At 44.3% G+C, this 15193-nt stretch carries 12 protein-coding genes; all 12 read left to right on the top strand.

What is annotated here, in order from left to right:
• Positions 1-15 precede the first annotated feature (15 nt).
• The 12 genes from ACXAHI_RS10370 (at position 16) to ACXAHI_RS10315 (ending at position 15187) form a co-directional block, all read left to right on the top strand.
• The gene (locus tag ACXAHI_RS10370; RefSeq protein WP_474847499.1) at positions 16-936 is read left to right on the top strand and encodes a phosphotriesterase family protein; all 921 of its coding nucleotides are present in this window, start codon (positions 16-18) and stop codon (positions 934-936) included.
• Entirely contained in the window at positions 933-2030 is a 1098-nt protein-coding gene (locus tag ACXAHI_RS10365; RefSeq protein WP_474847497.1) for an aminotransferase class V-fold PLP-dependent enzyme, read from the top strand. The genes ACXAHI_RS10370 and ACXAHI_RS10365 overlap by 4 nt, the downstream gene beginning before the upstream one ends.
• Positions 2031-2054: 24 nt before the next feature.
• Positions 2055-3209 (top strand): YhfX family PLP-dependent enzyme, encoded by a 1155-nt coding sequence (locus ACXAHI_RS10360; protein ID WP_474847495.1) that lies wholly within the window; start codon positions 2055-2057, stop codon positions 3207-3209.
• A 1-nt stretch (position 3210) separates the two neighbouring features.
• Entirely contained in the window at positions 3211-4494 is a 1284-nt protein-coding gene (locus ACXAHI_RS10355; RefSeq protein WP_474847493.1) for a serine hydrolase, read from the top strand.
• A gap of 74 nt (positions 4495-4568) precedes the next feature.
• On the top strand, positions 4569-5498 hold the full coding sequence (locus tag ACXAHI_RS10350; protein ID WP_474847491.1) for a nucleoside hydrolase: 930 nt from the start codon (positions 4569-4571) through the stop codon (positions 5496-5498).
• Between the two features lie 269 nt (positions 5499-5767).
• Positions 5768-7450, top strand: coding sequence for a serine hydrolase domain-containing protein (locus tag ACXAHI_RS10345; RefSeq protein WP_474847489.1), 1683 nt, complete (start codon positions 5768-5770; stop codon positions 7448-7450).
• Positions 7451-7470: 20 nt separating this feature from the next.
• Positions 7471-9606: a glycoside hydrolase family 3 protein gene (locus tag ACXAHI_RS10340; protein ID WP_474847487.1), complete on the top strand. Its 2136-nt coding sequence runs from the start codon at positions 7471-7473 to the stop codon at positions 9604-9606.
• A gap of 63 nt (positions 9607-9669) precedes the next feature.
• On the top strand, positions 9670-10944 hold the full coding sequence (locus ACXAHI_RS10335; protein WP_474847485.1) for an exo-beta-N-acetylmuramidase NamZ family protein: 1275 nt from the start codon (positions 9670-9672) through the stop codon (positions 10942-10944).
• Positions 10945-11092: 148 nt separating this feature from the next.
• Positions 11093-11944 carry a MurR/RpiR family transcriptional regulator gene (locus ACXAHI_RS10330; protein WP_474847483.1) on the top strand — a complete coding sequence of 284 codons (852 nt, stop codon included), beginning with the start codon at positions 11093-11095 and terminating at the stop codon, positions 11942-11944.
• Positions 11937-12953 carry a serine hydrolase domain-containing protein gene (locus tag ACXAHI_RS10325; RefSeq protein WP_474847481.1) on the top strand — a complete coding sequence of 339 codons (1017 nt, stop codon included), beginning with the start codon at positions 11937-11939 and terminating at the stop codon, positions 12951-12953. Before ACXAHI_RS10330 ends, ACXAHI_RS10325 begins: the two co-directional genes overlap by 8 nt.
• Before the next feature lie 4 nt (positions 12954-12957).
• The gene (locus ACXAHI_RS10320; protein ID WP_474847479.1) at positions 12958-14217 is read left to right on the top strand and encodes an ABC transporter substrate-binding protein; all 1260 of its coding nucleotides are present in this window, start codon (positions 12958-12960) and stop codon (positions 14215-14217) included.
• A 19-nt stretch (positions 14218-14236) separates the two neighbouring features.
• Positions 14237-15187 carry a carbohydrate ABC transporter permease gene (locus tag ACXAHI_RS10315; protein ID WP_474847477.1) on the top strand — a complete coding sequence of 317 codons (951 nt, stop codon included), beginning with the start codon at positions 14237-14239 and terminating at the stop codon, positions 15185-15187.
• Positions 15188-15193 lie beyond the last annotated feature (6 nt).

The raw sequence follows: 15193 nt of genomic DNA, 5'->3' as shown, positions 1-15193 counted from the left end.
GAAGGTGAATTCACGATGATTCAAACGGTAACCGGTAAGATTTCTTCGTCAGAATTAGGTGTTTGCGCGGCTCATGAACATCTTTGTATCGATCTATCACGCATAAAAAACGATCCCGACACGATTCTTGACGACGTTGGAGGCATGGAAGAAGAACTTCGTCGTTTCAAACTCGCTGGGGGACAAGCGATGGTTGAAGTCACAAACGAGGGGATGGGTAGAAATGCATCACTTTTAAAGAAACTTAGTGAAGCAACGGGTGTCCACATTATCGCGAGTACTGGTTTTTATAAAGACCCATTTCTTCCGACACGGTCTTGGTCTTGGAACCGTGATGATTTTGCTTCGCATATGCTTCATGAAATTCGTTATGGCATCGATGGAACAGAGGTGTACCCTGGCGTTATTGGTGAAATCGGCAGCAGTCTCAATGAAATTAAGCCGATTGAAAGGGAGCTGCTCATGGGTGCTGGCGTTGCGGCGATTGAAAGCGGATTGCCAGTCACGACCCATACGACCCTCGGTACGATGGGTGTCGAGCAGGTTGAGCTCTTTTTAAAACTTGGACTAGATATGGAGCAGCTCATCATCGGGCACCAGGACCTCAATACAGATGATGCACGTATCCTTGCCGTTTTAGAGGCAGGAGCGTATGTCGCGTTCGATACGATTGGAAAAAACAATTATCGTCCCGACACAGAGCGTCTTCAATCCCTTCAATATTTGTTCGAGCGAGGGTTTGGATCTCGTATCCTTTTATCTGCTGACTTAACTAGAAAATCTCACTGGCATAAGTACGGAGGAATCGGCTACGATTACGTGCTCAATTCGTTTTTACCACTTTTAAAAGAGCATGGTTTTTCTGATCGTGACATGAACATGCTTCTTATTGAAAATCCCGCACGTGCTTTTTGTCAGAAGGTGGTTTGCTCATGATTGATGTAGCATCCGTTTTAGATCAAATGGATATTGAGGAAGCGAAGCGCTATCAATTTAAAATCGTCGATCGAATTACAAAGGAATTTACAGATAACGACATGTTTCAGGACGGCGATCGTGGGCTCCATCCAACCTACAAACGCCCGAAAACAACTGCAAAAGTAGAACGCGTTTTTGCCGATGTGTTTAACGTCGAGCATGGTGCACTCGTCAGGGGATCTGGTACGGGAGCCATTCGCTCTCTATTGAGTGCTTTGTTAGGTCCCGGGGACGAGATCATCGTCCATTCGGCTCCAATTTATACAACAACAAAGGAAACGTTTCGTATGCTGGGGCTTCAACCTCTACAGGTGGATTTCAATGAGTTGGATGCTGTTAAAGAAATAGCCTCTTCAACAAAAGCAAAGGTCTTTTACGTACAGCACGCTCGGCAGCAACCGAACGATACGTATTCACTAGAAGCGGTGATCCGAACGGTCAAATCGGTGAATCCAACGATGGATGTTGTAGTCGATGATAATTACTGTGCGTTAAAAATGCCAAAGATCGGCGTTGAGCTTGGGGCAGATTATTCAACCTTTTCAGGATTTAAGCTGCTAGGTCCAGAAGGTGTGGGTGTCATCGTAGGGAAAAAGGATGCGATCGAAATTGTCCATCAACGGAATTATTCAGGAGGAAGCCAGGTGCAAGGTCCTGAAGCGATGGAGCTGCTCCGTGCCATTCCGTTTGCTCCTGTATCTTTTGCCATTCAAAGTGAGCAAGTCGACCACTTATGCGAGCTGTTAAATCGAGGGGCAGTTTCAGGCGTGAGGAAAGCTACCATCACGAACTCTCAATCAAAGAATGTCATCGTCGAGTTGATCGACCCTGTCGCAAAAAACGTCATCGAGAGAAGTAAAACGTTCGGAGCTGCGACGTATCCGGTCGGGGCGGAATCACGATATGAGCTTGTGCCAATGATCTACCGCGTGTCTGGTAGTTTTCTAGAGAATAACCCGAATCTTTTAGACTATGGGTTGAGGATCAATCCGATGAAAGCAGGCGCGCATACGGTTGTTGAGATTCTGAACAACGTGATGGAGGAGTTGTAGTAGATTAAACGGGAGGTGCTGTGATTGTTTCTAACACTTACGAAGGAAAGGAATCCAGAGCTCATAAAGACTGGTGTTACCCTCCATCAAACTGGAGCGCTTCCTCCCAATACGTATGTCATCGACCTCGATACCGTAGCGGAGAACGTGAAACAGATGGCTCGTGCAGCTGAAGAGAATGAGTTCTCACTATATTTTATGAGTAAGCAGCTCGGTCGGATCGGTGAGCTAGGGAAATGGATTGCTGAACATGGGATCGAGAAAGCAGTTGCGGTTGAATTTGAAGAAGCGAGGAGACTTCACAAATCAGGGGTTTCAATTGGGAATGTGGGGCATCTCGTGCAACCTGGGAAGCACCAGTGGAAAGAGGCCCTCGCATTTAACCCTGAAGTGGTTACCGTGTTTACAATTGAACGAGCCAAACAGGTTTCGGATGCTGCGGTAAGGTTAGGGAGGAAGCAGGACATTCTCCTTCGTGTTGTTCAAGATGGTGACACCATCTATCCAGGTCAATGGGGTGGGTTTCATTTAGATCGACTCGATGAAGAAATCTTAATTCTACAAGACCTTCCTGGAATTGAGGTCGTCGGCATCACGTCATTTCCACTGTTATTGATGGATGATGATCGAGGAGAGATGACGTTTACGAAGAACTTAGAAACGCTTCTAAACGCGAAGGAAAAGTTAGAGTCAGTGGGTTTCACGATCACACAGGTAAACGGACCGAGTGCGACGAGTACGGAAACCATCCCGATGCTGAAACGAGCAGGCATCACCCATGGTGAGCCTGGCCATGCGTTAACGGGGACAACTCCCCTTCATGCGGTTCGCACTCTTCCTGAGAGGCCAGCGATCATCTATCTTTCAGAAGTATCCCATCAAGATGATGACAATGTTTATGTTCTTGGAGGCGGGTTTTATGAGCGGGGGAATGTGACAGGCGCATATGTAGGACATGACCCTGAAACCATTTTTCGTACTTTTTTAAAAGAAAAGCGTATGCCATCCGAGTATATCGATTATTATGGAATGCTTGAGCGAGGAACACCAGTTTCTGTTGGAGATACCGCCGTTTATGCATTTCGAACGCAAGTATTTGTCACTCGAGCGAACGTTGCACTTGTACGAGGGCTACATTCGAAAAATCCAGAAATCGTGCATTTGGAAAGGAGAGGCTAGCGTGAAAGTAGGAAAGATTGTTGTGATGCTACTGGTCGTTACGTTAATTATCAGTATTCCTTTTCAGTCTGCTAACGCAAAGGGGAATAGCGATAAGCTAAGCCATGGAAGTGCTAAGAGCGTCAATATGAACGGATCAACTTTAGATGAGATCGATAACGTTGTTGAAAAGGCAATTGAAGATGAGATTACTCCTGGGGCGGTCGTTTTAATCACGAAGGACGGAACGATTGTGAAAGAGTCAGCCTATGGCTATGCACAGAAGTATGATATGGGGACGTTACTCGACCATCCCCGTCAGATGAAGAAAAAAACGATGTTCGACCTTGCTTCCGTGACGAAAGTAATGGGTACGACCCAAGGGATTATGAAGCTAGTAAGCGAGGGGGAAATTTCCGTTGATGATCGCGTGAGAGAATACATACCTGAATTCGGACAGAATGGTAAGGAAGACGTCACAGTTGCTGATTTATTAACGCATACATCTGGTTTAACACCTTGGCAGCCTACCTATTTAGACGCTGAAGATTCTGAAGACGTTCTTGAGACTATTGCGGATATGTCCTTAGAGTACGAAACAGGTACAGATCGACGCTATAGTGATTTTAGTTTTATGACGTTAGGGTTTATTATTGAGCACGTCACTGGTCAGCGTTTAGATCAATACCTTATGAAAGAGGTATATGGCCCTCTTAAAATGAAGGATACGATGTTCACTCCTCCTGATAAATTTGATAAAAAAATTGCTGCTACGTCATGGGGAAATCCCTTTGAATATAAGATGATCGATGATCCGAGTTTCGGTTACTACGTCCCTGAAGAAGCAGATGACTTTTCAGATTGGCGTCAGTACACGCTTGTTGGAGAAGTAAACGATGGGAATAGCTTCTATGCAAATGGTGGCGTAGCTGGGCACGCCGGACTATTCTCGTCGGCACGTGATCTCGCTGTTCTTGGGCAAACGATGCTGAATGGTGGAAGTTACGGGAAAACCACATTGTATGACGAGTCGACAGTATCGACTTTTACTAAGGCTCAACGTTTTGGACAAGGATACGGATTCGAATTGAATAAAAGCTGGTACATGGGTGACAGGCACTCTGACAGTGCATTTGGTCATACAGGCTTTACTGGGACGCAAGTGATTTTCGATCCAGCATACGATTTGCAAATTATCGTACTGACCAACAAACAAAATAACGGACCGTTAGAAAGTGGTTCTTACCCAAGCACTGGAGGATTATCGAAGAATATCGCGAATCTAGTTTATGAGTCTATTAAATAATGAACGATAACCCTGATCTCTTTCATAAGAGCGATCAGGGTTTGCTTTTTTTACAAAAAGGAGGAACTATACAGATGCCAAATCCGAAGAAAATCATACTAGACTGTGACCCGGGGCACGATGATGCCATCGCGATGATTCTTGCCGCTTCCAACCCGCATATTCACCTTGAAGCGATTACGACTGTCGCCGGAAATGTAGAAGTGGAAAAAACGACGCTAAATGCCTTAAGAATGTGTGACATCCTCGGGTTAGATGTTCCTGTTGCGGAAGGTGCTGCCGAGCCCCTTGTTCGAGAAAGAGAAATCGCACCAACGATTCACGGTAAGACAGGTCTCGATGGGCCACATTTTCCTGATGTTCCGATAAAGGAAGTTAGTGATCAACACGCAGTAGATTTAATCATTGAAAAAGTGATGGACTCAGATGGAGACCTTTACCTTGTTCCAACAGGACCACTTACTAACATTGCTTTAGCTATTCAGAAAGAGCCACTCATCACAGAAAAAATAAAAGAAATCGTCGTGATGGGTGGAGGGACCTTTGGAAACTGGACGCCAACGGCTGAATTTAATATTTATGTTGATGCGGAAGCTGCTGAGATCGTATTTAATAGCGGGGTACCTGTGACGATGTTTGGTCTTGATATTACGCACCAAACCATAGCAACTGAAGGGATTTTGAAACAAATCTCTGAAATCGGAAATCCTGTTTCGAATCTTGTAAGTGAGCTATTAGCCTATTTCTCTACCACGTACAAAGAGGTGTTTGGGTTTGACGGTGCACCGATCCATGACGCATGTACGGTTGCGTACTTAATAGATGAAACGATCTTTGATTTTGAGAAAGTGCGAGTTGATATCGAGACGGAAGGAACGTACACCTATGGAACTACGTGCGTTGACCGTTTGCATGTGACAGGTAGAGAGCCGAACGTAAAGTTTGCAACAGAGCTTGATTATGAAGGGTTTTGGCGATTGATAGTTAGTGCGTTACGCGCTTAGCAAAGATCGGGTGGTGCCTGGCACCACCCGATTTTTCTTTATGTAACAAAACTTCATTGAAGCTATATAATAGCGACACATTGTTCAAAAATCATTCAATACTCATAGTTTAATAGTCCTTAGAAATAGACCATTTTCGACCGATGCGGTACTAAGGTGGTATAGACGACTATAATAGAACGAGTTACGATAGTTACAGAAAATTCTGTAATTAATGTAAAGGAGGTTATGTACTACGGTTCTATATTTCGATTAATGAGGAGGAAACTATGAAGAAAAAGGCTGTTTCGTTGGTGTTATCGACTGTACTCTGTACTTCTTTACTTATTCCTGGATCCGGACTTGCAGACGATGATGAGGATGATCACCGCTATCATCCTTGGGAAAATCCAGCTCAATCAACGTTAACGTTGAAACCAGGCACATTCCGTGAAGCCGGAATGCGTAAACAACCGATCGAACAAATCGATGGTCTACTCAATGAAGCGATTGAAGAAAACGTGATGCCTGGTGCCGTTTCGTTTGTCGCTAGAAGCGGTCACATCGTTAAGCATGAGGCATATGGCTATGCTGCTCGTTATAAGGATGACGAATTTACTGAAATGGAGCGTCCAGTGAAAATGAGTGAGGAGACCATTTTTGACCTTGCTTCGATCAGTAAAATCTTCACCACGACTGCAGCGATGATTTTGTACGAAGAAGGAAAGTTTCAATTGGATGACCCGGTTGCAAAACATATTCCTGAATTTGCTACGAACGGAAAAGAAAGCGTTACTATTGAACAGTTAATGACTCACACCTCTGGCTTTAAACCATGGGTTCCTCTCTATACAGTTGAAGGAAATCGCGAGGATCGTTTGCAGTATGTTTTTCATCATCCTCTCAGCTCAGAACCAGGTTCAGACTATACATACAGTGATCTAAATATGATCACGCTTGGTGCTCTTGTAGAAAAGTTATCTGGCAAGCGGCTCGATGAATTCGTAGAACAGGAGATTACAAGACCACTCAACATGACGAACACAATGTATAACCCACCTCAGTCTCTGAAGGAACGTATAGCTGCTACTGAATATCAACCGTGGACGAACAGAGGGCTCGTTTGGGGTAGCGTTCACGATGAAAACGCTTGGTCATTAGAAGGCGTAGCTGGACACGCGGGTGTTTTCTCGACAGCATCTGATCTAGCCGTTTTCGCTCACATGTTCCTAAGGGAAGGAAAATACGGGGACACAAAAATTTTAGAAAAAGAGACGGTCAAACTACTAACAGAAAATCGCATTCCTCAGTTTCCAGGCGACGAACATGGTCTTGGTTGGGAGCTACAGCAAGGTTGGTTTATGGACGGTTTGACGGATACGATGACGCTTGGTCATACAGGGTACACTGGAACGTCAATCGTGGTGAGTCCATCGAATCAAACGATTGCAATCCTATTAACAAACCGTGTTCATCCGACTCGTAACACGGTGTCAACGTCTCCAACAAGACGTGAATTTGCAAGGCAAGTAGCTGATGCCATTCCAGTTCGTGTATCTTCTGACGATGATGATGACTTTGAAGGTTACGAAGACGACGATGATGAAAACGAAGGAACATGGTTTGCTGGTTACGGTGATAACGTTACAGAACAATTAACTGCTTCGGTTGATGTTGAAGAAGATACCTTACTTGAGTTCGCGAATTGGTATCAAATCGAAGATGGAAGTGATTTTGGTACGATTCAGATTTCAGAGAACGGAGAGGACTGGACCGAAGTCAAGCGGTTTACAGGTAGTAGTGAAGGGTGGACAACGGAAAAGGTTGAACTACCTGAAGACACCAGATTTGTTCGTTTCACGTACGACACCGATCGTTCTGTCAATTGGCGAGGATGGTATGTGAGTCACGTTGAGTTAGACGACGACGACATAACATTCAATAGTGAAGATTGGGAGAAACGCTCATACTAACGTTACGAGGAGGATGTTACATGCACGGTAAAATGAAGCGCGTTGTTGTTTCAATGCTGGCGGTAGTCATGGTTCTATCACAAGCGTTTGCTATGACAGTAAGTGCCGCACCAAACGAAAGTAACGTAAAGGACCTCATTCTGCTGGAAAATGTACCAGAAGCTAAGGCGACGATCGAAGGTAACAAGCTAAGACTGAGTGCTGTCCATATTTATGAAGACGGTCATTTTATGAAAACTTCAGAGAACTTGACCTGGGAATCCTCCGATAACAGCGTGGCAACTGTTGATCAAAAAGGGGAGATTACCTTTTCAAACGGATCAGGGCAAGCGCTTATAACGGTGTCTGACGGGACGCATTCGGACCAGATCCAGGTTCAAGCATCTCCGTCTCCAAAAGTTATCAAGGAAAGTGGTGACCGTTACGACATCATTCAACAAGCAATTAACAGCATGACGATCGAAGAAAAGGTAGGTCAGATGCTAATGCCGGACTTTAGGAAGTGGGAAGGTGAAAACGTCACTGAAATGCTTCCTGAAATTGAAGAGATGGTGAAGGACTACCACCTTGGTGGTGTGATCCTCTTTAGAGAAAATGTTGTAACGACGGAGCAAACAGCAAGACTAGTATCTGACTATCAAGAAGCCTCTGAAAAGTATGGGCTTTTGATGACAATCGATCAGGAAGGCGGAATCGTAACCCGTCTTCAGTCTGGAACAGACATGCCTGGTAACATGGCGCTAGGTGCAGCTCGTTCAGAAAAAACTACGCAAGATGTAGGACGTGTTATCGGTGAAGAGCTTTCTTCACTTGGGATCAACATGAACCTTGCACCTGTTCTTGATGTGAATAACAATCCCGATAACCCCGTCATCGGAGTTAGATCTTTTGGTGGCGATCCTGAACTCGTAGCAAATCAAGGAATCGCTTATATAAAAGGGCTTCAAGAAACAGGAATCGCTGCAACAGCAAAGCACTTTCCTGGTCATGGAGATACTGCAGTGGACTCTCACCTCGGGTTGCCTGAGGTACCACACGACAAAGAACGATTGAAACAAGTTGAGCTTTATCCGTTTCAGCAGGCGATGGAAGCTGGCATAGACGCCATCATGACAGCGCATGTTACGTTTCCGAAGATTGATGATACAAAAGTGATCTCAAAAGAAGATGGTACAGAAATTTCTCTACCTGCGACGCTGTCTCACAAAGTCCTCACTGGCTTGATGCGTGAAGAAATGGGACATGATGGTGTCATTATTACGGATGCCATGAACATGGGCGCAATCGTTAATCATTTTGGCACTGTTGACGCAGCTATCCGTACGGTAAAGGCGGGTACAGATATTGTTCTGATGCCTGTTGGGTTACCAGAAGTTGCAGACGGTCTATTAGATGCTGTTAGTTCTGGTGACATATCAATAGAACGTATCGAAAAATCAGTTGAGCGAATTTTAACCCTAAAAATTGAGCGCGGCATCCTGAAATCTGAAAACCCTGAAGACGTGGAATCTAAAGTGAAAAAAGCGCTTGAAACAGTCGGATCTGACGAACACAAAGCTGTTGAGAAAGAAGCAGCTCGTAAATCCATCACTCTATTAAAAAATGATGACGTTCTTCCATTAGAAAAAGAGGATGATGAGGACGAAGAGGAAGAGCGTGATGATGAAGATGAAGAAGAAGATGAGGAAGAAGAAGATGATGACAGAATCGTTGTTGTCGGTAAGAGCTTCGTAAACTCTCTTGGAGATGCAGTAAAAGCTCATTATGCAAACACGACTGTCATCGAGTTGGATTCCTCTTATGAACTTACGAAAGAGCAAGAGAAAATGATTCGTTCCGCAGAGAGCGTGATCGTTGGAACATACACCTACAGTGTCTGGACGAGGTCATCTGAGCACCCTCAAATGAAGATGGTAAACAAGATTACGAACATGACGGATGAACCTGTGATAGGAGTAGGTATCAGAAATCCATATGACATCATGGCGTATCCGAATGTTGATGGTTACCTTGCTCAGTATGGGTTCAGAGCAGCAAGCTTTGAAGCGACAGCAGCAACCATTTTTGGTGAAAACGACCCATCAGGTAAGCTGCCTGTTACTATACCTGGGGAAAATGGAACATTATATGAATTTGGTCACGGTTTGACCTACTAAAGTCCGGTAGGGAGGTGGTCGACCTCTCCTCCCTACTTAATAAAAACGGGAGGCGATTACAGAATGAAAAAATGGCTGATATCGGTGTTTACCCTCGTCCTGATCCTTTCTTCTCTCTCTGTTGCATGGGCTGATGATGACGATGACCGAGACGATGACGATGATGATCGAGAGGAATCAAGCTTTCAACTTGGCGTAGAAGTTCTTCTCAATGAACAAAAGCATCTCATACAGGGGAAAAACGTTGGTTTAATCACGAATCCAACTGGAGTAGATCAAGAGCTTACTAGTATCGTCGACCGACTGCATAATGACGCAGACGTGAACCTTACTGCTCTTTATGGACCTGAGCATGGGGTTCGAGGAAGTGCCCAGGCAGGCGAGTACGTAGAATTTTATACGGATGAACAGACTGGACTTCCTGTTTATAGCCTGTATGGAAAGACTCGAAAACCTACACCAGAAATGCTAGAAGGAATCGATGTGTTGCTTTTTGACATTCAAGATGTGGGGACTCGCTTCTATACGTACATTTATACGATGGCGTATGCGATGGAAGCAGCAGAAGAAAATAACATTGAATTTATTGTTCTCGATCGTCCGAATCCACTTGGCGGAGAAGCTGTTGAAGGACCGGTTCTAAACGATGACTATTCTTCTTTCGTAGGCAAATATGAAATACCACTGCGTCACGGTATGACGGTCGGAGAACTTGCGAAGCTATTCAACAATGAGTTTGGCATCGGCGCAGATTTAACTGTCGTTGAAATGGAAAACTGGGACCGGGATATGTACTATGATGACACAGAGCTCGAATGGGTACTGCCATCGCCTAATATGCCGACGTTAGACACAGCACTCGTCTACCCAGGAGCAGCACTGATCGAAGGAACAAACGTATCCGAAGGACGCGGAACAACAAAGCCATTTGAGCTCATCGGAGCACCTTTTATTCAATCAACAGAACTCGCTTCTGAATTAAACCGTCTCGATTTACCGGGCGTAGAGTTTAGAGCGGCGTCCTTTACACCTTCTTTCTCGAAGCATGCTGGAAACCTATCACATGGTGTTCAACTTCATGTTACGGATAAAGAAGAATTTGAACCGGTTATTACTGGTATGAGCCTCGTCAAAACGATTCACGATCTATACCCTGAAGAGTTTGCGTTCAGAGCAGAAAACAGCAGCGGCATTTCATTCTTCGACCTACTTGTTGGGAATGGATGGATACGTGAAGCGATTGAGCAAGGAGAAAGTGTAGAAGAGATGCAGGAGAAATGGGAAGATGATCTGAAAGCTTTTAAAAAAGTTAGGAAGAATTATTTACTATATAAATAACCTAGAAAGGCACTCGCAGCAAGCACTTGCGAGTGCCTGTTTCTTATACTTTGTAATAAAACTTCATAAAAAGTAGTTGAATAATAAATAAAACTTGATACACTAGAATAAACTTATTAGAAAATTCGATCAAAAAGGAGGGTGAATGATGAACGGGGGATTAATCAGTATTCAAGAATCGATGGCCTCACTTAAACCTTCAGAACGAAAAGTAGCAGAATATATTGTTAATCGCCCAGAGGAAGTGATTAATCTTTCCATTCAAAAACTTGCACATCGGACTGAAGTTAGTGAAGCGACGATCATTCGGCTTTCTAGAACACTGAATTACAAAGGGTTCCAAGAGTTGAAACTGCGCATTGCTGGTGATCTTGCTACGAAACATAGCAGTAACTCTTATCAAGAAATTTCAATTGACGGTACTGTCGATTCGTTCATCGCCAATATATCGAACAACAACATTCAATCCATCAATGACACCCTTTCAGTATTATCACGTGACGAGGTGGAGAAGGCGATCGAAGTGCTTGAAAAAGCAAGGAAGATCGCGTTATTCGGAATTGGAGCATCAGGTTTGATTGCACAGGATTTTAAACAAAAGCTTTCTCGTATCAACCGCTGGTGTGAAGCCGCAACCGACTATGATACACAAGGAACGATCAGCGCGAACCTTAGTGAAGAAGATGTGGTATTCGGTATTTCTTATTCCGGTCAAACAAACGATATTATTCAGTCATTGTCGATTGCGAAAGAAAATGGTGCGACCGTCATTACGCTTACGAAGTATGGAACTAATCCTGTGTCCCAACTTGCTGATATCAAACTTTTTACGAGCTCACTTGAAAAGAGCATTCGAAGCGGTGCGATGAGCTCACGCATTTCGCAACTCAATGTGATCGACATCCTTTATGTTGGTCTTACAAGCCGGAGCTATAGCGATAGTGTCGCTGCACTCGAGCGAACTCGGAAAGCGTTAGAGGATGCAAAGAAGCATGTTTGATCAGTATCTCCAACAGCTGATCGACAATGGTGAACTGCCAGGCGCCACGTTACACGTTCAGCATCACGGTAGAACCGTTTTTCACAAAGCTTATGGAACCTACCATGACCGTCAACACAACTTATCTACTATCACGAAAACTACACAATTCGATGTCGCTTCTCTGACAAAAGTCATGGCGACACTACCTTCAATTCTTTGGCTGTTAGACAACAGCTCACTAAAACTAGACCATTCCATCCAGACTTACATACCAGAGTTCAAACACAAAGAAGTAACAATTTCACACGCCCTTACTCACACAAGCGGACTTGCCGCTGATCTTAAACGTATGACCAGAAACGAGTGGCGTCCGGTATTTGAAGAAATCACTGCACTCTCTCTTCTTCATAAGCCGGGTGAAAAAGTTCTTTATAGCGATTCAGGCATGATTTTGCTTGGAAAAGTGATTGAAAGAATTAGCGGATTATCGCTCTCAACATTCGCAGACACGTATCTGTATCGTCCGTGGGGGTTAGAGTCCACCGGCTTTCATCCTACAGATCAAACTAATATTGCATCTACAGAAACGTACAATGGCTCTTACATTCAGGGAGTCGTTCATGATGAAAAAGCCTTACACCTAGGTGGAGAAAGCGGAAGCGCTGGACTGTTTTCAACTTCAAATGATGTTGGGAAATTCGGTAGTCTATTTCTTTATCCAGAGCGTCAAACTGTGCTATCGGAGAAGAGAATACGACAAGCTCAGAAACATGTAGTAGGTAACAGAGGGTTAGGATTTGAAGTGTTGAGCGGGAAAGGAGCCAACCTTTCGTGTGGAGGGAGGTGGTCGATCGGGAGCTTCGGCCATACCGGTTTTACAGGAACAAGTTTATGGATTGATCCAGTCGAAGAACTCGTCGTCACGTTTTTGACGAACATCGTTCACTACGGAAGAAAACATAATATGAAGGTGATTCGACCTCATCTACATTCCTTGATTCATTCAACTTTTATTAAGGGGGAGTAATGGTATGAAGAAAATGAAAGCGTTTATATTTCTGGCGATTATCTTGGTCATTTCGGCCTGCAGCAGCTCGAACACAGGTAGTGAAAGCGGCGGTGAGGACGGGACAACGTTAACGATCGGCAGTTGGAGAACGGAAGACAAAGCAAGCTATGAAAAGGTGATTGAGAAATTTAACGAAGAGTACCCCGATATTACGGTTGAATTTAACCCTTCTAAAAATACGGAGTATAACACGATTCTAAACACGGCTCTCCAAAGCGGTGAAGGTCCAGACATCATCCACCTTCGTCCTTATGCGCCTGGAATTGAGCTAGCTGATGCAGGGTATCTCGAACCGCTTGATGGATTAGAAGGACTCGATCAGTATCCAGAAGAAACACTTGCTGCTTCAAAAGGAACAGACGATAAGCAGTATGGCGTACCTTTAAATATCAGTACAACGCAAATGTTTTACAATAAGAAGATTTTCGAAGAGCTAGGTCTTGAAGAGCCACAAACGTGGGAAGAGTTTATGACGCTGAATAAGACGTTGCAAGATGAAGGCTACACGCCTATTTCTCTTGGAACGAAGGAAGGATGGCTCCTATCACTTTCCCACGGTATTATTGGCCCGGCACACTACGGGGCGAACGAATTTGTTGATAATGTCACGGCTGGTGAGACCGACTTCTCAAGTGAAGAGTTCAACCGTTCGATCGAAGCGATGGATGAATTGAAGCAATTTTTCCCTGAAAACTATGAAGGTCTTGGAATGGAAGATATTCGTACAATGTTCTTTACAGGAGACGCTGCGATGTTCCCATTAGGAAGCTGGGAAATCGAAGTGCTCCGTGAAATGAATCCTGACCTTGAGCTAGGCTTCTTCCCGATGCCATCTGCCGTTGGAAAGGAACCGACCATCACAACATGGGTAGACGGATCTTATGCTATCAATGCGAACTCAGAAAACACAGATGCCGCAAAGAAGTTCCTTCAATTTATGACGACACAGGAATTCGGTGAGATGTTCACAGAAGAATTTAAGATGATCAGCGCGATTCCTGGTATTTCATCTGACGATCAGCTTGTGAACGACCTTGGAAAAGCTGTAGAAGAGAGATCGACGCCTTATATGATGCTCGTTCATTTTGCTGGAGGAAACCCTTCTACAAAATCAGTTATTGAAACTGAACTTCAAGGCATGTATTTAGGAGAGCGGTCACCTGAAGAAGTTGCAAATGCTGTTCAAGATAGCGCGAAGTCTTGGTATGAACCTTTAAAATAATCGATAAGGGGCGGAGAATATGAAGCCAGCAATGCATACACCTGTGACGATAAAAAAGCAACGGAACTGGAAAAGGTGGACGATTCACCTTTTCCCTATTCCCGCCTTGATTATTTATGGATTGTTTATTGTGTATCCTTTGTTTGCAGCACTTACATACAGTTTCTTCGATTGGAACGGGATCGTTAGGGGAGAATTCGTAGGGTTTAAGAACTTTAAGGACCTCTTCACGCTTCAACCGTTTTCAGACTTGTTTTGGAATGCGTTTGGTCACAACATCCTGTATTTTGTCCTTCAAATGATTTTTCAAAACGGTCTTGCTTTCATTCTTGCTTATATCATTTATAAAAGAGTGCGAGGTTCTGAGTTTCTAAAAATCGCGTACTTCTTACCACGCCTTCTTTCCGTCATCGTAGTAGGTTTTCTTTGGAAGCTGATCCTCAATCCGAACTATGGTGCGTTGAATGTCGTATTAGAAAAAGTAGGTCTTGAACACCTGCAGAAGGCATGGCTCGGAGACCCCGATACGGCGCTCATTTCAATCATTCTCGTGAACTGCTGGTATGGACTTGGCTTTGGAGTCCTAATCTTTCTTGCCGGTTTTCAATCGATTCCGAAAGAGCTGTTCGAGGCAGGAAAGCTTGATGGGGCAAGTGGTATTGCGATGATTCGACGAATCGTCTTACCGCTCATGGTACCTTCGATCATGATTATGACGGTGTTAACGTTCATTCAGTCGTTTGAAGCGTTTGAACTCGTCTACGCGATGCAAGGGTCACAAGGAGAACCTTACCACTCTACGGATACGCTCGCCGTTTATTTTTATCGACTGGCATTTGGAGGTTCGGCAGGAGGCTCTACTACTGCGGTCGGTCTAGGCTCAGCACTCGCGGTCGTATTATTTATTTTCATCGCGTTCTTTACGGCACTGTACCTGAAGTATATGCAGAAAAGACAAGTGGATCTATAGGAGGGA

This window comes from Anaerobacillus sp. ABD4_527 (genome assembly GCF_056160805.1).
This window is presented reverse-complemented; position numbering and strand designations above follow the sequence as displayed.

Coding starts and splice junctions, on each gene's coding strand:
- ACXAHI_RS10320 (WP_474847479.1), top strand. CDS start 12,958: ATGAAGAAAATGAAAGCGTTTATATTTCTGGCGATTATCTTGGTCATT.
- ACXAHI_RS10340 (WP_474847487.1), top strand. CDS start 7,471: ATGCACGGTAAAATGAAGCGCGTTGTTGTTTCAATGCTGGCGGTAGTC.
- ACXAHI_RS10315 (WP_474847477.1), top strand. CDS start 14,237: ATGAAGCCAGCAATGCATACACCTGTGACGATAAAAAAGCAACGGAAC.
- ACXAHI_RS10335 (WP_474847485.1), top strand. CDS start 9,670: ATGAAAAAATGGCTGATATCGGTGTTTACCCTCGTCCTGATCCTTTCT.
- ACXAHI_RS10350 (WP_474847491.1), top strand. CDS start 4,569: ATGCCAAATCCGAAGAAAATCATACTAGACTGTGACCCGGGGCACGAT.
- ACXAHI_RS10345 (WP_474847489.1), top strand. CDS start 5,768: ATGAAGAAAAAGGCTGTTTCGTTGGTGTTATCGACTGTACTCTGTACT.
- ACXAHI_RS10365 (WP_474847497.1), top strand. CDS start 933: ATGATTGATGTAGCATCCGTTTTAGATCAAATGGATATTGAGGAAGCG.
- ACXAHI_RS10330 (WP_474847483.1), top strand. CDS start 11,093: ATGAACGGGGGATTAATCAGTATTCAAGAATCGATGGCCTCACTTAAA.
- ACXAHI_RS10370 (WP_474847499.1), top strand. CDS start 16: ATGATTCAAACGGTAACCGGTAAGATTTCTTCGTCAGAATTAGGTGTT.
- ACXAHI_RS10325 (WP_474847481.1), top strand. CDS start 11,937: ATGTTTGATCAGTATCTCCAACAGCTGATCGACAATGGTGAACTGCCA.